The following is a 22001-nucleotide window of genomic DNA, read 5'->3' as shown; positions in this document are numbered from 1 at the left end:
AACTTCTACGAAAGTGTCCTGTCCACAAAAAACCCCCGGCTTTCACCGGGGGTTCTTCGTTCACATCATCAACCGATCAGCAGGATCAGGCAGCGACCGTCTTGGCCACGTCCTGGTATTCCTCGATCTGGTCGAAGTTCATGTAGCGGTAGATCTCCGCGCCGCTGGCGGCGATCACGCCCACATCGGCCATGTACTCTTCCTTGGTCGGGATGCGGCCCAGACGCGAGCAGATCGCGGCCAGTTCGGCCGAACCCAGGTACACGTTGGTGTTGCGGCCCAGGCGGTTCGGGAAGTTGCGGGTCGAGGTCGACATCGCGGTGGAGCCTTCGCGGATCTGCGCCTGGTTGCCCATGCACAGCGAGCAGCCCGGCATTTCCATGCGCGCGCCGGTAGCGCCGAAGGTGCCGTACACGCCTTCCTTGGTCAGCTCCGAAGCATCCATCTTGGTCGGCGGGGCCACCCACAGGCGGGTCGGCAGGTCACGCTTGCCTTCCAGCAGTTTGGCCGCCGCACGGAAGTGACCGATGTTGGTCATGCACGAACCGATGAACACTTCGTCGATCTTGGCGCCGGCCACCTCGGACAGGGTCTTCACGTCGTCCGGGTCGTTCGGGCAGGCCACGATCGGCTCGTGGATGTCGGCCAGGTCGATCTCGATGACGGCGGCGTACTCGGCGTCGGCATCCGGCTCCAGCAGCTGCGGGTTGGCCAGCCACGCTTCCATCTTCTCGATGCGACGCTGCAGCGAACGCGGGTCCTGGTAACCCTCGGCAATCATCCACTTCAGCAGCGTGATGTTGCTGGTCAGGTACTCGATGATCGGTTCCTTGTTCAGGCGCACCGAGCAACCGGCCGCCGAACGCTCGGCCGAGGCATCGGACAGCTCGAACGCCTGTTCGACCTTCAGCTCCGGCAGGCCTTCGATTTCCAGGATGCGGCCGGAGAAGATGTTCTTCTTGCCAGCCTTGGCCACGGTCAGCAGGCCGGACTTGATCGCGTACAACGGGATCGCGTTGACCAGGTCACGCAGGGTCACGCCCGGCTGCATCTTGCCCTTGAAGCGCACCAGCACCGACTCCGGCATGTCCAGCGGCATCACGCCGGTGGCCGCGGCGAAGGCGACCAGGCCCGAACCGGCCGGGAACGAAATACCCACCGGGAAACGGGTGTGCGAGTCACCACCGGTGCCGACGGTGTCCGGCAGCAGCATGCGGTTGAGCCAGCTGTGGATCACGCCGTCGCCCGGGCGCAGCGAGACGCCGCCACGGGTGGAGATGAACTCCGGCAGGGTGTGGTGGGTCTTCACGTCCACCGGCTTCGGGTACGCGGCGGTATGGCAGAACGACTGCATCACCAGGTCGGCCGAGAAGCCCAGGCACGCCAGGTCCTTCAGCTCGTCGCGGGTCATCGGGCCGGTGGTGTCCTGCGAGCCCACCGAGGTCATCTTCGGTTCGCAGTAGGTGCCCGGGCGCATGCCCTGGCCTTCCGGCAGGCCACAGGCGCGGCCGACCATCTTCTGCGCCAGCGAGAAGCCCTTGCCGGTGTCGACCGGCTGCACCGGCAGGCGGAACAGATCGGTCGGGGCCAGGCCCAGCGCTTCGCGCGCCTTGCCGGTCAGGCCACGGCCGATGATCAGCGGAATGCGGCCACCGGCACGCACTTCGTCGAACAGCACGTCGGACTTGACCTGGAACTCGGCGATCACTTCACCGTTCTTCAGCGCCTTGCCTTCGTACGGACGCAGCTCGACCACATCGCCGTGTTCCATCTTCGATACGTCCAGCTCGATCGGCAGCGCGCCGGCATCTTCCATGGTGTTGTAGAAGATCGGGGCGATCTTCGAACCCAGGCAGACGCCACCGGCGCGCTTGTTCGGGATGAACGGAATGTCGTCGCCGGTCCACCACAGCACGCTGTTGGTGGCCGACTTGCGCGAGGAACCGGTGCCGACCACGTCGCCGACGTAGGCGACCAGATGGCCCTTGTCCTTCAGGTCAAGGATCTGCTGGATCGGGCCGCGCTTGCCGTCTTCTTCCGGGGTGAACGGCGCGTCGTCGCGCTTGTTCTTCAGCATCGCGAGGGCGTGCATCGGAATGTCCGGGCGGGTGGTCGCGTCCGGTGCCGGCGACAGGTCGTCGGTGTTGGTCTCGCCCGGCACCTTGAACACGGTGATGGTCAGGCTCTGCGGCACTTCCGGGTTGCTGGTGAACCACTCGGCATCGGCCCAGCTCTGCAGCACGGCCTGGGCATTGGCGTTGCCGGCCTTGGCCTTTTCCTGCACGTCATGGAACGCATCGAACACCAGCAGGGTCTTCTTCAGGCCGTTGGCGGCGATGGTGCCGACGCTGGCGTCGTCCAGCAGCTGCACCAGCGGGGCCACGTTGTAACCGCCGAGCATGGTGCCCAGCAGTTCGGTGGCGCGCTCGCGGCTGATCAGCGGGTTCTGCTCGCTGCCCAGGGCGATCGCCGCCAGGTAAGAGGCCTTGACCTTGGCCGCGTCATCGACACCGGCCGGCACGCGATGGGTCAGCAGGTCGAGCAGGAACTCGGCCTCGCCCTGCGGCGGGTTCTTCAGCAGTTCGATGACATCGGCCGTCTGCTGCGCGCTCAGCGGCAGCGGCGGGATGCCAAGCGCAGCGCGCTCGGCGACGTGGTGGCGGTAGGCTTCCAACATGACAACTCCCGGGTAATGCGTAGGTTGAAATAACAAAGTGGGCTCAGGCGTGCGGCACGATCAGCTTCAGGCCCTTGAAGTAGTCGCGGTAAAACGTGTCGTTCCAGGTGATCAGGCCGTCACACTGCAGCAGTGCGTGGGCGCCGACCATGAATTCGTCCAGGCTGCGGCGGCTGCCGCCGCGCTGGCGATGACGGCGGTGCATCTCGCCGGCGCGCAGCGCCGACTTGGCTTCCATCGGGTTGAAGTGCACGCCCATTTCTTCCAGCGCTTCGAGCACCTCGGCGCCGCCGCGCAGCGATGCGCAGACCTCGGCCAGGGTCGCGCCACAGACCACCACGCGGCCACCGACCAGGCTCTGCCGGAGGATGGCTTCCACGGCATCGGCCTGCGGACCATTGCTGAGCAGCTCGACCAGCACCGGTGAATCGACGGCGATCATCACGGCTTATTCCTCGTCACGCACCGCGCGTACCGCTGCGTCGGACGATTCGAAGCCGTCCAGCGCAAACTTGCCGCGCGCCCGTGAAATCGCATCGTCAACACTCTTGCGCAGGATGATGCGGCTGCCGTCCAGCTCGACCTTCAGCAGCGTGCCCTTGGTCAGGCCGAGGGCATCACGCACCGCCTTGGGCAGGGTGATCTGTCCGCGTTCTGCAACAGTGGCTTCCATCGGTAGGCCCTCCAGAGTATGCACAAATTATACATACTTCCCCGGGCATACTTCCACCCTGAACAGGACCGGCGCCCCGCCAGCCCTTGCCTCGCAAAGGATCGGCCACAAACGTGACATACGCCATACACCTTCCCCTGTAGTCTGGAACCGATGCCGCAGGCCGGAACCCGGCCCGGATGAATCCATTCAGTCTGAGGTTCATACTGGGACGACCGGGGCCGTCAGGCCCGCGGCGACCGCAAGCAGGCCCGCCCATGCGCGGGCCACTGCAAGCCATCCGCAAGAAGGAGTTACCCCGCATGAGCGATTCGTTCTCCACCCGCAGCCAGCTGAACGTCGGCGGCAAGACCTACGACTACTTCAGCCTGCCCACGCTGGGCCAGCGCTTCGATATCTCCCACCTGCCCTACTCGATGAAGATCCTGCTGGAGAACCTGCTCCGGCACGAGGACGGCGGTATCACCGTCGGCAAGGACCACATCGAAGCCGTGGCCCGCTGGAACCCGGCGACCGAGCCGGACACCGAGATCGCCTTCATGCCGGCGCGCGTGGTCCTGCAGGACTTCACCGGCGTGCCCTGCGTGGTCGACCTGGCCGCGATGCGCGACGCGGTCGTCAAGCTGGGCGGCTCGCCGGAGCAGATCAACCCGCAGATCCCCTCCGAACTGGTCATCGACCACTCGGTGCAGGTCGATGTGTTCGGCAAGCCGGACGCGCTGGACCTCAACGGCAAGATCGAGTTCCAGCGCAACCAGGAACGCTACGGCTTCCTGCGCTGGGGCCAGAAGGCCTTCGACAACTTCAAGGTGGTGCCGCCGAACACCGGCATCGTCCACCAGGTGAACCTGGAGAACCTGGCCCGCGTAGTGATGACCGCCGACAAGGACGGCAAGGCGGTCGCCTACCCCGATACCGTGTTCGGTACCGACAGCCACACCACCATGATCAACGGCATCGGCGTGCTTGGCTGGGGCGTGGGCGGCATCGAAGCCGAGGCCGCCATGCTCGGCCAACCGTCGTCGATGCTGATCCCGCAGGTGGTCGGCTTCAAGCTGACCGGCAAGCTGCCCGAGGGTGCCACCGCTACGGACCTGGTGCTGACCGTCACCCAGATGCTGCGCAAGCTGGGCGTCGTCGGCAAGTTCGTCGAGTTCTACGGTGACGGCCTGCAGCACCTGCCGCTGGCCGACCGTGCCACCATCGGCAACATGGCCCCGGAGTACGGCGCCACCTGCGGCATCTTCCCGATCGACGCCGAATCGCTGAACTACCTGCGCCTGTCCGGCCGCAGCGAAGAGCAGATCAACCTGGTCGAGGCCTACGCCAAGGCACAGGGCCTGTGGCACGAGCCGGGCAGCCCGCACGCCCAGTACAGCACCACGCTGGAACTGGACATGGGCACGGTGAAGCCGTCGCTGGCCGGCCCGAAGCGCCCGCAGGACCGCGTGCTGCTGGAAGACGTGCAGAAGAACTACCGTGAAGCCCTGGTCGGCATGACCGCCAACCGTGACAAGCGCAGCGACGACGTCTCCTCGTTCGTCAACGAAGGCGGCGGCGCCGCGGTCGGCAACGAGCAGCTGGCCAAGGGCTTCGCCGACATCGAGATCGAAGGCCGCAAGGTGCGGCTGAAGGATGGCGCGGTGGTCATCGCCGCCATCACCTCCTGCACCAACACCTCCAACCCGGCGGTGATGATCGGTGCCGGCCTGCTGGCCCGCAATGCGGCCGCCAAGGGCCTGAACCGCCAGCCGTGGGTGAAGACCTCGCTCGGGCCGGGCTCGCGGGTGGTCACCGATTACCTGGAAAAGGCCGGCGTACTGAAGGAGCTGGAAAAGATCGGCTTCTACGTGGTCGGCTACGGCTGCACCACCTGCATCGGCAACTCCGGCCCGCTGCCGACCGAAGTCAGCGCCGGCATCGCCACCGGCGACCTGGTGGTCACCTCGGTGCTGTCGGGCAATCGCAACTTCGAGGGCCGCGTGCACCCCGAAGTGAAGATGAACTACCTGGCCAGCCCGCCGCTGGTGGTGGCCTACGCCATCGCCGGCACCACCGACATCGACCTGACCACCCAGCCGCTGGGTACCGGCAGCGATGGCCAGCCGGTGTTCCTGCGCGACATCTGGCCGAGCAACAAGGAAATCGGCGACGTCATCGCCGCCACCATCGGCCCGGAGATGTTCAAGCAGAACTACGCCGACGTGTTCAAGGGTGATACCCGCTGGAACACCATCGCCTCGCCGGACGGCAACCTGTACGCGTGGAGCGATGCGTCCACCTACATCAAGAACCCGCCGTACTTCGATGGCATGACCATGCAGACCGGCAGCATCGACGACGTGCACGGCGCACGCGTGATGGGCCTGTTCGGCGATTCGATCACCACCGACCACATCTCCCCGGCCGGCAACATCAAGAAGGACTCGCCGGCGGGCCGCTTCCTGCAGGAACGCGGCGTGCAGCCGGCCGACTTCAACAGCTACGGCAGCCGCCGCGGCAACGATGACGTGATGGTCCGCGGCACCTTCGCCAACATCCGCATCAAGAACCTGATGTTCGGTGGCGAGGAAGGCGGCAACACCCTGTACTACCCCGCCGGCGGTGGCCAGCCGGAGAAGCTGGCGATCTACGATGCGGCCATGAAGTACAAGGCCGACAAGGTGCCGCTGGTGGTGCTGGCCGGCAAGGAATACGGCACCGGTTCGTCGCGCGACTGGGCGGCCAAGGGCACCCTGCTGCTGGGGGTGAAGGCGGTCATCGCCGAAAGCTTCGAGCGCATCCACCGCTCCAACCTGGTCGGCATGGGCGTGCTGCCGCTGCAGTTCCGCAACGGCGAGAACGCGCAGAGCCTGGGCCTGGACGGCTCGGAAGTGATCGACATCACCGGCCTGCAGGACGGTGCCAGCAAGCGCGCCACGGTCACCGCGACCAAGGCCGATGGCACGAAGAAGACCTTCGAGGTCTCGGTGATGCTGCTGACCCCGAAGGAAGTCGAGTACTTCCGTCATGGCGGCCTGCTGCAGTACGTGCTGCGCCAGCTGGCAGCCAAGTAACGGAAAAGGGCCGGATCCTTGCGGGTCCGGCCCTTTCCGTCTGCGATGCCCCCCTGTAGAGCCGAGCCTGCGCTCGGCTGCTTCTGCGCCAACAGCAGCCGAGCATGGGCTCGGCTCTACAGAGGCGCTCAGCGGCGGGGTGCGTCCGGGTCGGTGCGCAGCGCCTTCAGCAGGCCCCACATGTAGAACGCCAGGGTGAACGAGAACGGCAGGCCACACAGCACCACCGCCGTCTGCATCGCACTGAAATTGCCCGCCAGCAGCAGGCCGACGCTGGCCACGGTAATGCCGGCCGCCCAGAACACGCGCAGCCAGATCGGCGCGTCATGGCCGTCTTCCACACCATCGTCAACGCGACGGGTGCACAGGTTGGCGATCATCAGCGTGCCCGAGTCGACCGGGGTCAGGAACAGCACGAAGCCGATCACCACCGCAGCACCGGCCACGTACGGCGCGCCGGGCAGGTATTCCAGCAGCTTGAACAGCGTCATCGCCGCATCGTGCTGGGCCACGTCACCCAGGATCGCCTGGCCATGGTTGAGCACCAGGTCGATGGCGGTGTTGCCGAAGATCGACAGCCAGGCCAGGGTGAAGCCGAGCGGGATCAGCAGCACGCCCATGATCACTTCACGGATGGTGCGGCCACGCGAGATGCGTGCCACGAAAAGGCCGACGAACGGCGCCCAGGCGATCCACCAGGCCCAGTAGAACAGCGTCCACGAGCCCATCCACTCACGGCCCTTCGGGTCGTTGAGGTACATGTCGAAACTCTTGCGCACGAACGCACCGAGGTAATCGCCGGTGTTCTGGATCAGGCCATCGAACAGGTGCAGGGTCGGGCCGGTGACCAGCACGAACAGCAGCAGGCCGCACAGCAGACGCACGTTGAGGTTGGACAACCAGGCAATGCCCTTCTCCACACCGGCGACCACGCCGATGGTGGCCACCACCATCATCACCAGCACGATCGCCACCAGCACCTGCGGCGTATCCGGGATGTGGAACAGGTAGACCAGGCCGGACTGCACCACCAGCGCGCCGATGCCGAGGTTGGTGACCATCGAGATCAGCGTGGCGAGGATGCCGAAGCCATCGACCATGTCGCCGATGCGACCATGGATGCGCTCACCGAAGATCGGGTACAGCGCCGAGCGCAGCGCCAGCGGCAGGTCACGGCGGTAGGCGAAATAGCCCAGCGCCACGCCGACCAGCGCGTACAGCGCCCAGCCGTGCAGGCCCCAGTGCAGGAAGGTCAGCACCATCGCCTCGCGGCCGGCGGCCACGGTGCCGCCGGGTTGCCCGGGCGGATGCAGGAAGTGGTCCAGCGGCTCGTAGGCGCCGTAGTACAGCAGCGCGATGCCGATGCCGGCCGAGAACAGCATCGAGACCCAGGCGACGTAGCCAAACGCCGGTGACTCCTCGTTGTGGCCCAGGCGGATGCGGCCATACGGCGAGAACGCCAGCCACAGCACGAAGCCCAGGCACAGCACGATCAGCAGCATGTACCACCAGCCGAACGCGGCCGACACCTCGGCCTGCGCCCATTGCAGCCAGTGCTCGCTGCCTTCGGGATAGAGAACGGTGAGCAGCCCGAGGATGCCGATCGACACCGAGGAGCTGAGAAAGACAAAACGGTTCAAGCGCAGGGGCGAACGCTTGGGATGAGCCAGGGAAGACATGGGATCGTCTCATCAGTCCGGGGGAGCACATGGGCGGGGCCGGACCGGTAAACCGGGCCCATGGCGTGGGGCGCGAGCGCATCCTAGGGTTTATTGATTGAACGTTCAATCAATAAAAAGCATAATGGCGGGCAGCCGATCCTTCGGGTCGCAATCCGTGGAGAGACAATGCCGAAGAAAGGCGTGGAACCGGTAAGGCGCGAACAGCTTATCCGGGCCACTTTCCAGACCATCGACGAGATCGGCATGGCCGACGCGACCGTCGCCACCATCGCGAAGAAGGCAGGGCTGTCCAGCGGCATCGTCGCCCACTACTTTGGCGACAAGGACGGCCTGCTCAATGCTGCAATGCGGCAGATCCTGCGCGAACTGAAGGACGCCGTCGCCCGCTACCGCGCCGAGGCCAGCGATGACCCCCGCGAGCAGTTGCGTGCCATCGTCGATGGCAACTTCGACGACAGCCAGATCAACGGTACCGCAATGCGCGTCTGGCTCACGTTCTGGGCCGCCAGCATGCACCAGCCGGAACTGGCCCGGCTGCAGCGCGCCAACGACCAGCGCCTGTTCTCCAACCTGTGCCACCAGTTCAACCGCCTGCTGCCCCACCCGCAGGCCCGCCTGGCCGCCCGTGGCCTGGCCGCGATGATCGACGGCCTGTGGCTGCGTGGCAGCCTGGTCGGCGGCCAGTTCAACGCCGACAAGTCGCGGCGCATCGCCTACGGCTACATCGACTTCCAGTTGCAGGCTGCCGCGCTATAAGCGCTTCAGCACCCGCCCCCTTCCAAGGAGTACGCCCCATGACCACCCTGCCCGTCCAACAGCTCTACATCCACGGCCAGCGCGTCGATGCCACCAGCGGCAAGACCTTCAAGACCGTCAACCCGGCCACCGGTGAGGTGATCGCCGAAGTGCAGGTTGCCAGCCAGGCCGACGTCGAGCGCGCCGTGCAGAGCGCGGCCGAAGGCCAGAAGGTGTGGGCCGCGATGACGGCCATGGAGCGCTCGCGCATCCTGCGCCGCGCCGTCGAGCTCCTGCGCGAGCGCAACGACGAACTGGCCCACCTGGAAACCCTGGACACCGGCAAGGCGCTGGCCGAGACCACCACCGTGGACATCGTCACCGGCGCCGACGTGGTCGAGTACTACGCTGGCCTGGCCACCGCCATCGAAGGCATCCAGCTGCCGCTGCGCGAATCGAGCTTCTTCTACACCCGCCGCGAACCGCTGGGCGTGGTGGCCGGCATCGGCGCCTGGAACTACCCGATCCAGATCGCCATGTGGAAGTCGGCCCCGGCCCTGGCCGCCGGCAATGCGATGGTGTTCAAGCCGTCCGAAGTGACCCCGTTGACCGCGATCCGGCTGGCCGAGATCTACACCGAAGCCGGCGTGCCGGCCGGCGTGTTCAACGTCGTGCAGGGCCCGGGCCGCGAGATCGGGCAGTGGCTGACCGAGCACCCGGTGATCGAGAAGATTTCCTTCACCGGCGGCGTCGCCACCGGCAAGAAGGTCATGGCCAGCGCGGCGTCCTCGTCGCTGAAGGAAGTGACCATGGAGCTGGGCGGCAAGTCGCCGCTGGTGATCTGCGATGACGCCGATCTGGACCGCGCCGCCGACATCGCGGTGATGGCCAACTTCTTCAGCTCCGGCCAGGTCTGCACCAACGGCACCCGCGTGTTCGTGCCGCGCAGCATGCTGGCCGCGTTCGAGGCCGCCGTTGTCGAGCGCGTCAAGCGCATCCGCATCGGCGACCCGATGGCCGCCGAGACCAACTTCGGCCCGCTGACCAGCTTCCCGCACATGGAAAACGTGCTGCGCTACATCGAAAGCGGCAAGGCCGAAGGCGCCCGCCTGCTGACCGGCGGCGGCCGTGCCACCGAAGGCGCGCTGGCCAATGGCGCGTACGTGCTGCCGACCGTGTTCTCCGACTGCCGCGATGACATGACGATTGTCCGGGAAGAGATCTTCGGGCCGGTGATGAGCATCCTCGCCTACGACGACGAAGACGAAGTGGTGCGTCGTGCCAACGACACCACCTTCGGCCTCGCCGCCGGCGTGGTCAGCAAGGACGTCAGCCGCGCCCACCGCATCATCCACCGCCTGGAAGCCGGCATCTGCTGGATCAACACCTGGGGCGAATCGCCGGCCGAAATGCCCGTCGGTGGCTACAAGGAATCCGGCGTCGGCCGCGAGAACGGCATCTCGACCCTCGGCCACTACACCCGCATCAAGTCGGTGCAGGTCGAGCTGGGCGACTACGCCAGCGTGTTCTGACCGGCGCGCCGCCAGCACGCCCCATCGTCCGGCCACCGCGCCGATCCGACATCCCGCCGGGACGCCTGCATGCAGCGCGCCCCGGCCTGCAGGAGACACCCATGAGCACCCACAACGAGTACGACTACATCATCATCGGCGCCGGTTCGGCCGGCAACGTGCTGGCTACCCGCCTCACCGAAGATGCCGATGTCAGCGTGCTGCTGCTGGAAGCCGGTGGCCCGGACTACCGGCTCGACTTCCGTACCCAGATGCCGGCGGCACTGGCCTTCCCACTGCAGGGCAAGCGCTACAACTGGGCGTACAAGACCGATCCGGAGCCCTTCATGAACAACCGCCGCATGGACTGCGGCCGCGGCAAGGGCCTGGGCGGCTCGTCGCTGATCAACGGCATGTGCTACATCCGCGGCAACGCGATGGACTATGACAACTGGGCCAGCATGCCGGGCCTGGAAGACTGGACCTACCTGGACTGCCTGCCCTACTTCCGCAAGGCCGAAACCCGTGATATCGGCCCCAATGACTACCACGGTGGCGACGGCCCGCTGCGCGTTACCACGCCCAAGGCCGGCAACAACGAGCTGTTCGCTGCGATGGTCGAAGCCGGCGTGCAGGCCGGCTACCCGCGCACCGACGACCTCAACGGCTACCAGCAGGAAGGTTTCGGCCCGATGGACCGCACGGTGACCCCGAAGGGCCGTCGTTCCAGCACCGCCCGCGGCTACCTGGACCTGGCCAAGCCGCGCCCGAACCTGACCATCGTCACCCACGCGCTGACCGACCGCATCCTGTTCTCGGGCAAGCGTGCGGTGGGCGTGCAGTGGCTGCACAGCGACCAGCCGCAGCGCGCCACCGCCCGCCGCGAAGTGCTGCTGTGCGGCGGCGCCATCGCCTCGCCGCAGATCCTGCAGCGCTCGGGCGTCGGCCCGGCCGACCTGCTGCGCAGCCTGGACATCGACCTGGTGCACCACCTGCCGGGCGTCGGCGCCAACCTGCAGGATCACCTCGAAATGTACCTGCAGTACGAGTGCAAGAAGCCGGTGTCGCTGGCGCCGGCACTGAAGCTGTACAACCAGCCGGCGATCGGTGCCGAGTGGCTGTTCCTGGGCACCGGCATCGGCGCCAGCAACCAGTTCGAGGCCGGTGGCTTCATCCGCAGCGACGCCGAATTCGACTGGCCGAACCTGCAGTACCACTTCCTGCCGGTGGCGATCAATTACAACGGCTCCAACCCGATCAAGGCGCACAGCTTCCAGATGCACGTCGGTTCGATGCGCTCACCCAGCCGCGGCCGCATCCACGTGCGCTCGAAGGACCCGCGCGAACATCCGAGCATCCTGTTCAACTACATGTCGCACGACCAGGACTGGCGCGAGTTCCGTGCGGCGATCCGCATCACCCGCGAGATCTTCGCGCAGCCGGCGCTGGCCCCGTACAGCGGCCGCGAGATCTCGCCGGGAAGCGCGCTGCAGACCGACGCGCAGATCGATGCGTTCGTGCGCGAGCACGCCGAGACTGCCTATCACCCGTCGTGCTCGAACAAGATGGGCCATGCCGACGATCCGATGGCGGTGGTCGATGGCCAGGGCCGCGTACACGGGCTGGAGGGCCTGCGCATCGTCGATGCCTCGATCATGCCGCAGGTGGTGACCGGCAACCTCAACGCGCCGACCATCATGATGGCCGAGAAGCTGGCCGACGTGATCCGCGGCCGCACCCCGCTCGCCCGTAGCACCGCGCCGTACTACAAGGCCAACGGCGCACCCGTTCGCAAGCAGGGTTGACGCAGCCGGCTCTTCGGCCGTCCCACACCCCGAATCGGTAGGTGCCCACCTTGGTGGGCACGCCTCACAGCGCCCCTCGCCATCCTGTGCCGACCAAGGTCGGCACCTACCGTTGCAGCCTCCGCGAAACCCTCTTCGCGTTTTCCCTACGGCGGGGTATGCTGCAATGACCGGCCGTTGTCGATACGCTCAGGGCCGGACCTAATACATCACGATTCCTGGAGGGGGAATATGAGTCTGGATCGTCCCTGGCTGCAGAGCTATCCGAAAGGCGTTCCCGCCGAGATCGACGTCAACGAGTTCCATTCGGTAGCTTCGGTCTTCGACGCTTCCGTCGCGAAATTCCGCGACCGTCCCGCCTACTCCAGCTTCGGCAAGGTCCTCACCTACGGCGAGACCGACGCGCTGGTCGAACAGTTCGCGGCCTACCTGCTCGGTGAGCTCAAGCTCAAGAAGGGTGACCGCGTCGCCCTGATGATGCCCAACTGCCTGCAGTACCCGGTGGCCACCTTCGGCGTGCTGCGCGCCGGCCTGACCGTGGTCAACGTCAACCCGCTGTACACCGCCCGCGAGCTCAAGCACCAGCTGGTCGATGCCGGCGTGACCGCGCTGGTGGTGGTCGACAACTTCGGCGACACCGTCGAGCAGGTCATCGCCGATACGCCGGTCAAGCATGTGGTCACCACCGGCCTGGGCGACCTGCTCGGCGCCAAGGGCGTGATCGTCAACTTCGTGCTGAAGTACATCAAGAAGATGGTGCCCAACTACCATCTCAAGGGCGCGGTGCGCTTCCGCCAGGCGCTCAAGCTCGGCAGCCGCCACAGCCTGCCCAAGGTCGAGATCGACCACGACGACATCGCGTTCCTGCAGTACACCGGCGGCACCACCGGCGTGGCCAAGGGCGCGATGCTGACCAACCGCAACCTGATCGCCAACATGCAGCAGGCCTCGGCCTGGATCAGTGCGTCCGGCATCGAGATGGGCAAGGAGTGGATCATCACCGCCCTGCCGCTGTACCACATCTTCGCGCTGACCGCGAACGGCCTGGTCTTCATGAAGTTCGGTGGCTGCAATCACCTGATCACCAACCCGCGCGACATGAAGGGCTTCGTCAAGGAGCTCAAGTCGGTACGTTTCACTGCCATCACCGGCGTCAACACGCTGTTCAACGGCCTGCTCAACACCCCCGGTTTCGACACGGTCGACTTCTCCTCGCTGAAGGTCACCCTGGGCGGCGGCATGGCGGTGCAGCGCGCCGTCGCCGAGCGCTGGAAGAAGGTCACCGGCGTGACCCTGGTCGAGGCCTATGGCCTGACCGAGACCTCGCCGGCAGCCTGCATCAACCCGCTTACCCTGACCGAGTACAACGGCTCGATCGGCCTGCCGATCCCCTCCACCGATGCCTGCATCAAGGATGACAACAGTGCCATCCTGCCGCTGGGCGAGGTCGGCGAGCTCTGCATCAAGGGCCCGCAGGTGATGAAGGGCTACTGGCAGCGCCCGGAGGAAACGGCCAAGGCCATCGACGCGGACGGCTGGCTGCATACCGGCGACATGGCCAAGATGGACGAACACGGCTTCTTCTACATCGTCGACCGCAAGAAGGACATGATCCTGGTGTCCGGCTTCAACGTGTACCCGAACGAAGTCGAGGACGTGATCGCGATGATGCCGGGCGTGCTGGAAGTGGCCGCAGTCGGCGTCCCGGACGACAAGTCCGGCGAGGTGGTGAAGGTGGTCATCGTGAAGAAGGACCCGAACCTGACCGCCGAAATGGTCAAGGAGCATGCCCGGGCCAACCTGACCGGCTACAAGCACCCCAAAATCGTTGAATTCCGAAAGGAGCTGCCGAAGACCAACGTCGGCAAGATCCTCCGTCGCGAACTCCGCGATACGTCCGCCCAGTAAGGGTTTGCGGCAATCTGGACAGTGCAGGGCCCGGGGCGGAAACGTCCCGGGCCCTTTCGCATGCGACGCCGCTGAGGCGGTGTAGCATCGCCGCGTGTGTGGACCGTTCGGCCCGCCGGCCACCCACCTGACACTGCGGGCCGCATGCCGAGGACCCTTCCATGAGTACCATCGAAAAGCTGCCTTCAAGCGGCTCACCGTTCGCCACCATCCGTACCGAAGACAGCGCCGACGGCGCTGCCCACTGGCTGTTCATGCACGCCGATGCCGCCACCGGGATCCGCCCCTGCTGCCGCAAGGACATGCTCGACGAAATGTGGAGCTACATGGCGGCCATCACCCGCAGCCCTGCCGAACGCCACAACGGGACATTGCGGCATTTCGTGCTGGCCTCCGATGCCGTCGCCTACAACCTGGGCGGCGACCTGGACCTGTTCACCCGCCTGATCCGCGAAGGCAACCGCGACCTCCTGCTGAACTACGCCCAGCGCTGCGTGGAGGGCGTGCACCACCTGCATACCGGGTTCGGTGGCGATGTCCGTTCGATCGCGCTGATCCAGGGTGACGCCCTCGGCGGCGGCCTGGAAATGGCCCTGGCCTGCCACACCATTGTCGCCGAGGAAGGCAGCGGACTGGGCCTGCCGGAGGTGCTGTTCGGCCTGTTCCCGGGCATGGGTGCGTACTCCTTCCTGTGCCGGCGCGTGTCCCCCCATCTGGCCGAGAAGATCATTCTCGACGGCCGGGTCTACAGTGCCGAGGAGATGCATGCCATGGGCGTGGTCGACGTGCTGGTGAAGAAGGGCGAAGGCCGGGCGGCGGTCGAGGAACTGATCCGCCAGCAGCAGCGCACGCCGCAGTCCTATCTGGCGATGAATGCCGCACGCGCCATCGCCCAGCCGGTCAGCTACGACGAACTGCTGGAGATCACCAAGGTATGGGTCGATTCCGCCCTCGCACTCGGCGACCGCTCGCTGCGCACCATGGATCGCCTGATCAAGGCCCAGACCCGTCGCGCCAGTCTCGACGCGGCCTGATTCCTCCCCTCCCCCAGGATGGGTTCAAGCCCGGCTGGCCACCGGGCTTTTTTTGGGTCCACGCCACGCCTCAGCGCGCTTCACCATCATCGGCGGCGCCGCGCATGCGGCGTTCGGCCCGCGCGTCCAGCGCGCGCCGGCCTTCCTTGATCGCCTCCTGCAGGATGCCCAGGCGCGGACGCCATTCGGTCTTGAGCTGCCAGTCGGCCATCCGCATCAGCTCGCCGGCACGGTTGGACGCGCGCATCAGGCCGAGGTTGCTGGCCACGCCCTTGATCGCGTGGGATTGTTCGCGGAACACATCCCACTGCGTGGCCTCGCCGGCCTGCTCGGCCTTGCCCATGCAGCTCGCCACGTCCTCCAGGCACTGGCGGATGAACTCACGTTCGAAGCCCTCGCCCATGCCCAGCGAAGCCAGTTCGTCCAGCACGCTGCTGTCGAGCACGCCATCCTGCAGCGGCGCCGCCGGTCGCACCACCGGTGCGGCCATGGTCTTCAGCTGGGCATTGCTGGCGATCTCGGCCAGCGTATCGAGCAGGCGCACCGCAACGACGGGCTTGGCCAGGAAGGCATGTGCGCCGGCCTGGGTACAGCGCTGGATCGCCTCGGGCGTTACATCCGCACTGAGTACCAGTACCGGCGTGCGCGGACCGCCGCCCGCCTGCATCACCCGCAGTTCCTTGAGCATGTCCAGCCCGCTCATGCCCGGCATGTGCAGATCGACGATGACCGCGTCGAACTCGCTGTCGGCCAGCGCATCCAGCACCGCCTCACCGCCGTCCACGCACAGCACGCGATGGCCGGCCTTCTGCAGCAGGCGCTGCAGGACCATGCGGTTGGCCTCGTGGTCGTCGGCCACCAGGATCTGCATGCTGCGCACGCGGGCGCGATGGCGCAGGAACGGATCGGCAAAAGCGATCACGTTGCCGCCCGGGCCCGCGTCTTCGTCGCCGCTCAGGCTCGGCACCGCGCCCGGCACCTGCGGCTGCGGCGGCGCGAACGGCAGCTCGACCCAGAAGTGGCTGCCGCGCGGCGGGTTTTCCAGATAGCCGATGTCACCGTCCATCGCCTCGACCAGGCCCTTGGCGATGGTCGTGCCCAGCCCCGTCCCCTCGTGGCGGCGCGCCATGCTGACATCGGCCTGCTCGAACGCGTCGAACAGCCGTGCACGCATGGCAGGTGGCACGCCGATGCCGGTGTCGAGGATGTCGAAGCGCAACCGCACCGCCCCGCTGGCATCGGCCTGCACCACGCCGACACGTATCTCGACCCGGCCATGGTCGGTGAACTTGACCGCGTTGCCGGCCAGGTTCAGCAGGATCTGCCGCAGGTGCCCGACATCGCCGCGCACGCGTGGCGGCACACCATCGGCCACCTTCACCCGGTAATCCAGCCGTTTGGCCTTGGCCTGTGGCAACAGGATCAGACCGATCGCCTGGATCACGTCGGCCACGGCGAAGTCCTCGGCCACCACGCGCAGCTTGCCGGCCTCGATGGCCGAGATGTCCAGCACTTCCTCCACCAGTGCCAGCAGGCTGCGCGACGACGCCTGGATGGTGTTGAGGCACTCGCGCTGCTCGTCATCCAGGCGCGTGGTGGCCAGCACTTCGGTCATGCCGTTGAGACCGTTCAACGGCGTGCGGAACTCATGGCTCATGTTGGCCAGGAACCGGCTCTTGGCCTCGCTGGCGCGGCGCGCCTCGGCCATCGCTTCGGTCAACTGCCGCAGCAATGTCGAGAAGTACAGCGGCACCGCTGCCAGGCCCAGCCAGAGGCCGATGGCCAGGCGGAAATTCTGTTGCCAGTAAGGCGTCAGCATCACGGTGCAACCGAAGCTCACCATCGCCATGGCCACCGCCACGTACAGATAGTGGTTGCCAAAGCGCATGCCATTGCCGACCGTCACCCACATCACCACGATGTAGACCCAGGCCAGCGGCTCACCCATCTGCACCATGCCGGCAGCAATGAGGCCGTAGTCAGCCAGCATGCCCAGCACGCGGCGGGGATCGGAACGCGCCGGCCGCCACAGCAGCCAGCCGAACAGCAACAGTGACAGGCTCAGGCCGGTCAGCACGATCGCCAGCACACCGACGTACTGGGTGTGCGGCAGATCGTGGCGCGGTGCCGGCAACAGTACGTAGGCCAGGATCAGGCTGATCAGCACGATGCGGACGATCTGCTGGCCGTGCTCGCTGTCCTGGCGCTGGGACAGGCGCAGCCGCAGCTGCGACAACAGGCGTTTCACGCGCCCAGCCCCGGGCGCGCGGACGCCATCGAATGCTCGGCGCAGATCTGGTCGAGCTGTTCGCGGCCGCGCAGCAGCGCGTCCACGCATCGGGGATCGAACAGGCGGCCACGCTGGGCGTAGAGATAAGCCAGGGTGGCTTCCATGGTCCATGCTTCCTTGTACGGACGGGGCGAAATCAGGGCGTCGAAGACATCGGCGACGGCCACGATGCGCGCTTCCAGCGGAATCGCGTCGCCGACCAGCCCATCGGGATAGCCACTGCCGTCGTAGCGCTCATGATGACGCAGTGCGATCAACGCGCCAACCTGGATGAAGCGATTCTGGCTGCCGCTCAGCAGTTCATGGCCAATCCGCGGGTGCCGGCGCATGATCGCCAGCTCTTCCTCGTTGAGCTTGCCCTGCTTGAGCAGCACCGCATCGGGAATGGCGATCTTGCCCATGTCATGCAGCGGCGCAGCCATTTCGATCAGGCGCACCTCCTCTTCGGGCAGCCCGAGCTGTTCGGCGATCAGTCCGGCCACGCGCGCCATGCGCTCCAGGTAGGCGCTGGTGCCGGCATCACGGAACTCGATCGCGCGTGCCAGCCGCGACAGCGTCTCGCGCTCGCGCTCTTCGACCTCATGCATGCTGGCCAGCAGGCGCTGCTCCAGCGACAGCGCCCGCTGCTTCACGTTCTCGGTCTGCTGGCGCAGCTGCAGCAGGTTGTAGCAGCGCGCCCGCAGCTCGCGCGGGCGGATCGGCTTGACCAGGAAGTCGATGACGCCTGCTTCCAGTGCCGCTTGCCGGATCGGCTCGTCACCGACCACGGTGATCAGGATCACCGGAATGTCACGGTGCTTGGGCAGGCGACGGAAACGACGGGCGAATTCCAGCCCATCCATCTCCGGCATGCGGTAATCGAGCAGAAGCAGGTCGACCGGATGGGCTTCGCACCAGGCCAATGCGGTCAGCGGGTCTCCGAAGTCATACACGCTCAGTTCCGGCGCGATGTCTTCGATGACGTGACGCAGCATCGTCCGGGCCGAAGTCTGGTCGTCAACGATGACGATGTTCAACGCGTACTCTGCCTGGTTTCTCGACCACGCTGGATCATCAGCAGGCGAGGATACTCTGCCGCTGCGAACGCTCGCACCCTGCATCGGCCTGACTCCCGTGTCATGCGTCCCGATTCATGATCGTCATCACAATGTGAAGCGGACTCCCCACACCGTGCCCTCCCCCTGGCGCCGATCAAGCCATAACAGGCGTCAAGGTAGTGCAATTACGATACGCCGAGTGCGGGACGCGTCAATCGCGCCGTCTCGTTTCGGGACGGCGCGCACAATCGGGAGTCAAAAAGGCGACTTACTGCTCCGGACGCATGTACGGGAACAGCAGTACATCGCGGATCGAGCTGCTGCCGGTCAGCAGCATCACCAGGCGATCCACGCCGATGCCGAGGCCGCCGGTCGGTGCCATGCCGTACTCCAGCGCACGGATGTAGTCGGCGTCGTAGTGCATGGCCTCGTCATCGCCACCTTCCTTCGCCGCCACCTGGGCCTGGAAGCGCTGGGCCTGGTCTTCCGGATCGTTCAGCTCGGAGAAGCCGTTGGCCAGCTCCTTGCCGTTGACGAACAGCTCGAAGCGGTCGGTGTAGCCCGGGTCATTGTCGTTGGCACGGGCCAGCGGCGAGACCTCCACCGGATGGTCAGTGATGAAGGTCGGCTGGATCAGGGTGTGCTCGACGGTGGCCTCGAAGATCTCCAGCAGCAGCTTGCCCCAGCCGTAGGACGGCTTGACGCGGATCTTCAAGCGCTCGCAATGGCGCAGCAGCGCGTCGCGGTCGGTGCAGTCCGCCGCAGAGATTTCCGGATTGTGGTGGCGCACCGCCTCGTCCATGCGCCAGCGGCGGAATGCCGGGCCCAGGTCGATCTTCGCGCCGTCCCATTCGACCTCGGTGCCACCGTTGACGGCCTTGGCCACGTCACGGATCACGCCTTCGGTCAGGTCCATGATCTCGTTGTACGTGGCATAGGCCTCGTACAGCTCCATCATGGTGAATTCCGGGTTGTGGCGGGTGCTGACGCCTTCATTGCGGAAGTTGCGGTTGATCTCGTACACGCGCTCAAGGCCACCCACGGTCAGGCGCTTGAGGTACAGCTCCGGCGCCACGCGCAGGTACAGGTCCAGGTCCAGCGCATTGTGGTGGGTGGTGAACGGCTTGGCCGCCGCGCCGCCGGGGATGTAATGCATCATCGGCGTCTCGACTTCCAGGAAGTCGCGGTTGTCCAGCCACGCGCGCATGGCGCGGATGATCTTCGAGCGCTTGATGAACACCGCGCGCGACTCCGGGGTCACGATCAGGTCGACGTAACGCTGGCGGTAACGCTGCTCGACGTCGGCCAGGCCATGCCACTTGTCCGGCAGCGGGCGCAGCGACTTGGTCAGCAGGCGGATCGATTCGGCCTTGACCGACAGCTCGCCGGTCTTGGTACGGGTCAGGCCGCCTTCGACGGCGATGATGTCGCCCACGTCCCAGCCCTTGAAGGCGGTATAGGCATCGCCCAGCACCGCGCCCTGCAGGAACAGCTGGATGCGGCCGGACTCGTCCTGGATCTGCGCGAAGCTGGCCTTGCCCATGATGCGCTTGGCCATCAGGCGGCCCGCCATCTTCACCTGGCGGCCGTTGCCTTCCAGGGCCTCGGCGGTCCAGGTTTCGGCATCTGCGAATTCTTCCTGCAGGCGGCCGGCGAAGTCCTCGCGACGGAAGTCGTTCGGGTACGCGATGCCCTGCCCACGCAGCGCTTTGAGTTTCTCACGGCGCTCGGCGATCAACTTGTTTTCGTCGACGGGGGGGGTATCGGTAGCTTCGCTCATGGATCTGCGGGAATCGTGTAGTGAGGGGGGATGCAGCGCCCGGCACAGCCGGTTGCCCAGCATACCAAAACCGCCCAGCCCCAGCCGGGAGAGGGGTCAGATCCCTCTGCTGCGCAAAGGGATCTGACCCCGACCGGGACCCCACCTGGACCCTGGATGTCTACCTGTTGCCGGGGAACGCCTGGCGCAACTCATCCACCAGCACCCGCTGGTTCTCCGAATAGTCCACCGGCACCGACACCAGGTGCACCCCGCCCTCGTTGAAGGCCGCTTCCAGGGTCGGGATGAACTGCTCGATGGCCGTCACCTCGTGGCCCTTGCAGCCATAGGCCTCGGCGTACTTCACGAAATCGGGGTTGCTGAAGGTCATGCCGTAGTCGGTGAATCCGTCCACGGCCTGCTTCCAGCGGATCATGCCGTAGGCACCGTCGTTGAGGATCAGCACCACCAGGTTCAGGCCCAGCCGGCGGGCCGTCTCCAGCTCCTGGCTGTTCATCATGAAGCCGCCGTCGCCGCACACCGCCAGCACCCGCCGCTGCGGATACAGGATCGAGGCCATGATCGCCGACGGCAGGCCCGCGCCCATCGTCGCCAGCGCGTTGTCCAGCAGCAGCGTGTTGGCCACCTGGGTGCGGTAGTTGCGCGCGAACCAGATCTTGTACATGCCGTTGTCCAGCGCCACGATGCCATCCGGCGGCATCACCTGGCGCACGTCGTGCACCAGCCGCTGCGGGGTGAACCCGGCCTCTTCGGCCCGGTCGGCCAGGTGTTCGAGGATGGTCGCGCGCAGCGGCAGCAGCGCAGCGGCATTCGGCACCGCGCCCTCGATGCGGTCGGCCAGCTGGGTCAGCGAACGACCGATATCGCCGATCACCTCCACCTGCGGGAAATACACCTGTTCCACCGCCGCCTGCGAGTACCCGATATGGATCACCGTCGGCCCACCCGGGCGCATCACGAATGGCGGCTTCTCGGTGACCTCGTGGCCGATGGTCACGATCACGTCGGCCTGGTCGATCGCCATGTGCACGTAATCGCGCTCGGTCAGCGCCGCGGTGCCCATGTACAGGCCTGAACCACCGGCCACCGCGCCCTTGCCCATCTGCGTGGTGAAGAACGGGATGCCGGCGCGCAGCACGAACGCGGACAGCGCGTCGCTGGACTGCGGCCGCGAGGCCGCCGAAGCGATCATCAGCAGCGGCCGCTTTGCATTGCGGATGAGCTCTGCTGCCCGATCCAGCGCCTCCGGGCTGGCAATGGGACGGTCCACCGCGTGCGGCGGAATCAGCGCCACGCCCTCGACCTCATCGGCAGCAATGTCTTCGGGCAGCTCCAGCAACACCGGGCCCGGGCGCTCTTCCTGGGCGACACGGAACGCCTCGCGGACGATGGTCGGAATGGTGCGTGCCGAGACGATCTGCCGCGCCTGTTTGGTCAGCGGCTTCATCGTGCCGACGATGTCGACGATCTGGAAGCGCGCCTGCTTGCTGGCGACGATGCCCTTCTGGCCGGTGATCATGATCACCGGCCACGCACCCAGCAGCGCATAGGCGGCGCCGGTGGTGAAGTTGAGCGCGCCCGGGCCGAGCGTGGCCAGGCATACGCCCGGCTTGCCGGTCAGGCGGCCGTAAGTGGCCGCCATGAACACCGCCGCCTGTTCGTGGCGGGTGATGACCAGTTCGATGCTGGAATGGCGGAGCGACTCGACCACGTCGAGGTTTTCTTCGCCGGGAATGCCGAAAATGCGCTCGACGCCTTCGTTCTCAAGTGCGGCGACGAGCAGATCTGAACCCTTGGACATCGGATGCCGTCC

At 66.2% G+C, this 22001-nt stretch carries 14 protein-coding genes; 6 read left to right on the top strand and 8 right to left on the bottom strand.

Annotated elements, in window-relative coordinates; genetic code table 11:
- Window positions 1–85: 85 nt before the first annotated feature.
- Genes acnB through AC5JLE_RS09810 form a run of 3 tightly spaced genes read right to left on the bottom strand, consistent with a single transcriptional unit; the run spans window position 86 to window position 3350 of the window.
- Window positions 86–2677, bottom strand: a complete 2592-nt coding sequence (gene acnB, locus AC5JLE_RS09820; protein ID WP_197561694.1) for a bifunctional aconitate hydratase 2/2-methylisocitrate dehydratase — start codon at window positions 2675–2677, stop codon at window positions 86–88.
- A 43-nt stretch (window positions 2678–2720) separates the two neighbouring features.
- A complete protein-coding gene (locus AC5JLE_RS09815; protein ID WP_005416402.1) occupies window positions 2721–3119 on the bottom strand; it encodes a type II toxin-antitoxin system VapC family toxin in 399 nt (132 codons plus the stop codon).
- 6 nt (window positions 3120–3125) lie between these two features.
- Window positions 3126–3350 (bottom strand): AbrB/MazE/SpoVT family DNA-binding domain-containing protein, encoded by a 225-nt coding sequence (locus AC5JLE_RS09810; RefSeq protein WP_005409505.1) that lies wholly within the window; start codon window positions 3348–3350, stop codon window positions 3126–3128.
- 302 nt (window positions 3351–3652) lie between these two features.
- On the opposite strand from AC5JLE_RS09810, the gene acnA reads away from it, so the two are divergent.
- Window positions 3653–6406, top strand: a complete 2754-nt coding sequence (gene acnA / locus AC5JLE_RS09805) for an aconitate hydratase AcnA (protein ID WP_197561695.1) — start codon at window positions 3653–3655, stop codon at window positions 6404–6406.
- A 128-nt stretch (window positions 6407–6534) separates the two neighbouring features.
- Here the strand turns inward: acnA and AC5JLE_RS09800 are convergent, their stop codons facing one another.
- On the bottom strand, window positions 6535–8085 hold the full coding sequence (locus AC5JLE_RS09800) for a BCCT family transporter (protein ID WP_197561696.1): 1551 nt from the start codon (window positions 8083–8085) through the stop codon (window positions 6535–6537).
- A gap of 168 nt (window positions 8086–8253) precedes the next feature.
- Here AC5JLE_RS09800 and betI point away from each other — a divergent pair, with 168 nt between their 5' ends.
- The 5 genes from betI (at window position 8254) to AC5JLE_RS09775 (ending at window position 15081) form a co-directional block, all read left to right on the top strand.
- Window positions 8254–8844: a transcriptional regulator BetI gene (betI, locus tag AC5JLE_RS09795; protein WP_014647011.1), complete on the top strand. Its 591-nt coding sequence runs from the start codon at window positions 8254–8256 to the stop codon at window positions 8842–8844.
- A 38-nt stretch (window positions 8845–8882) separates the two neighbouring features.
- Window positions 8883–10355 (top strand): betaine-aldehyde dehydrogenase, encoded by a 1473-nt coding sequence (betB, locus tag AC5JLE_RS09790; protein ID WP_014647010.1) that lies wholly within the window; start codon window positions 8883–8885, stop codon window positions 10353–10355.
- 101 nt (window positions 10356–10456) lie between these two features.
- A complete protein-coding gene (betA, locus tag AC5JLE_RS09785; protein WP_014647009.1) occupies window positions 10457–12139 on the top strand; it encodes a choline dehydrogenase in 1683 nt (560 codons plus the stop codon).
- 231 nt (window positions 12140–12370) lie between these two features.
- Window positions 12371–14047: a long-chain fatty acid--CoA ligase gene (locus tag AC5JLE_RS09780; protein WP_496065256.1), complete on the top strand. Its 1677-nt coding sequence runs from the start codon at window positions 12371–12373 to the stop codon at window positions 14045–14047.
- A gap of 161 nt (window positions 14048–14208) precedes the next feature.
- Window positions 14209–15081, top strand: a complete 873-nt coding sequence (locus AC5JLE_RS09775; protein WP_014647007.1) for a crotonase/enoyl-CoA hydratase family protein — start codon at window positions 14209–14211, stop codon at window positions 15079–15081.
- Between the two features lie 70 nt (window positions 15082–15151).
- Here the strand turns inward: AC5JLE_RS09775 and AC5JLE_RS09770 are convergent, their stop codons facing one another.
- From AC5JLE_RS09770 to AC5JLE_RS09755, 4 genes are all read right to left on the bottom strand, one after another.
- The gene (locus AC5JLE_RS09770; protein ID WP_049407400.1) at window positions 15152–17329 is read right to left on the bottom strand and encodes a response regulator; all 2178 of its coding nucleotides are present in this window, start codon (window positions 17327–17329) and stop codon (window positions 15152–15154) included.
- Window positions 17326–18471 carry a cyclic di-GMP phosphodiesterase response regulator RpfG gene (gene rpfG, locus AC5JLE_RS09765; protein ID WP_032959453.1) on the bottom strand — a complete coding sequence of 382 codons (1146 nt, stop codon included), beginning with the start codon at window positions 18469–18471 and terminating at the stop codon, window positions 17326–17328. The genes AC5JLE_RS09770 and rpfG overlap by 4 nt, the downstream gene beginning before the upstream one ends.
- Window positions 18472–18676: 205 nt before the next feature.
- The gene (gene lysS, locus AC5JLE_RS09760) at window positions 18677–20188 is read right to left on the bottom strand and encodes a lysine--tRNA ligase (RefSeq protein ID WP_012480078.1); all 1512 of its coding nucleotides are present in this window, start codon (window positions 20186–20188) and stop codon (window positions 18677–18679) included.
- A 160-nt stretch (window positions 20189–20348) separates the two neighbouring features.
- Window positions 20349–21989 (bottom strand): acetolactate synthase large subunit, encoded by a 1641-nt coding sequence (locus AC5JLE_RS09755; RefSeq protein ID WP_014647004.1) that lies wholly within the window; start codon window positions 21987–21989, stop codon window positions 20349–20351.
- Between the last annotated feature and the right edge of the window lie 12 nt (window positions 21990–22001).

The organism is Stenotrophomonas sp., assembly GCF_059505245.1.
This window is presented reverse-complemented; position numbering and strand designations above follow the sequence as displayed.

Coding starts and splice junctions, on each gene's coding strand:
- acnB (WP_197561694.1), bottom strand. CDS start 2,677: ATGTTGGAAGCCTACCGCCACCACGTCGCCGAGCGCGCTGCGCTTGGC.
- AC5JLE_RS09815 (WP_005416402.1), bottom strand. CDS start 3,119: ATGATCGCCGTCGATTCACCGGTGCTGGTCGAGCTGCTCAGCAATGGT.
- AC5JLE_RS09810 (WP_005409505.1), bottom strand. CDS start 3,350: ATGGAAGCCACTGTTGCAGAACGCGGACAGATCACCCTGCCCAAGGCG.
- acnA (WP_197561695.1), top strand. CDS start 3,653: ATGAGCGATTCGTTCTCCACCCGCAGCCAGCTGAACGTCGGCGGCAAG.
- AC5JLE_RS09800 (WP_197561696.1), bottom strand. CDS start 8,085: ATGTCTTCCCTGGCTCATCCCAAGCGTTCGCCCCTGCGCTTGAACCGT.
- betI (WP_014647011.1), top strand. CDS start 8,254: ATGCCGAAGAAAGGCGTGGAACCGGTAAGGCGCGAACAGCTTATCCGG.
- betB (WP_014647010.1), top strand. CDS start 8,883: ATGACCACCCTGCCCGTCCAACAGCTCTACATCCACGGCCAGCGCGTC.
- betA (WP_014647009.1), top strand. CDS start 10,457: ATGAGCACCCACAACGAGTACGACTACATCATCATCGGCGCCGGTTCG.
- AC5JLE_RS09780 (WP_496065256.1), top strand. CDS start 12,371: ATGAGTCTGGATCGTCCCTGGCTGCAGAGCTATCCGAAAGGCGTTCCC.
- AC5JLE_RS09775 (WP_014647007.1), top strand. CDS start 14,209: ATGAGTACCATCGAAAAGCTGCCTTCAAGCGGCTCACCGTTCGCCACC.
- rpfG (WP_032959453.1), bottom strand. CDS start 18,471: ATGCAGGGTGCGAGCGTTCGCAGCGGCAGAGTATCCTCGCCTGCTGAT.
- lysS (WP_012480078.1), bottom strand. CDS start 20,188: ATGAGCGAAGCTACCGATACCCCCCCCGTCGACGAAAACAAGTTGATC.
- AC5JLE_RS09755 (WP_014647004.1), bottom strand. CDS start 21,989: ATGTCCAAGGGTTCAGATCTGCTCGTCGCCGCACTTGAGAACGAAGGC.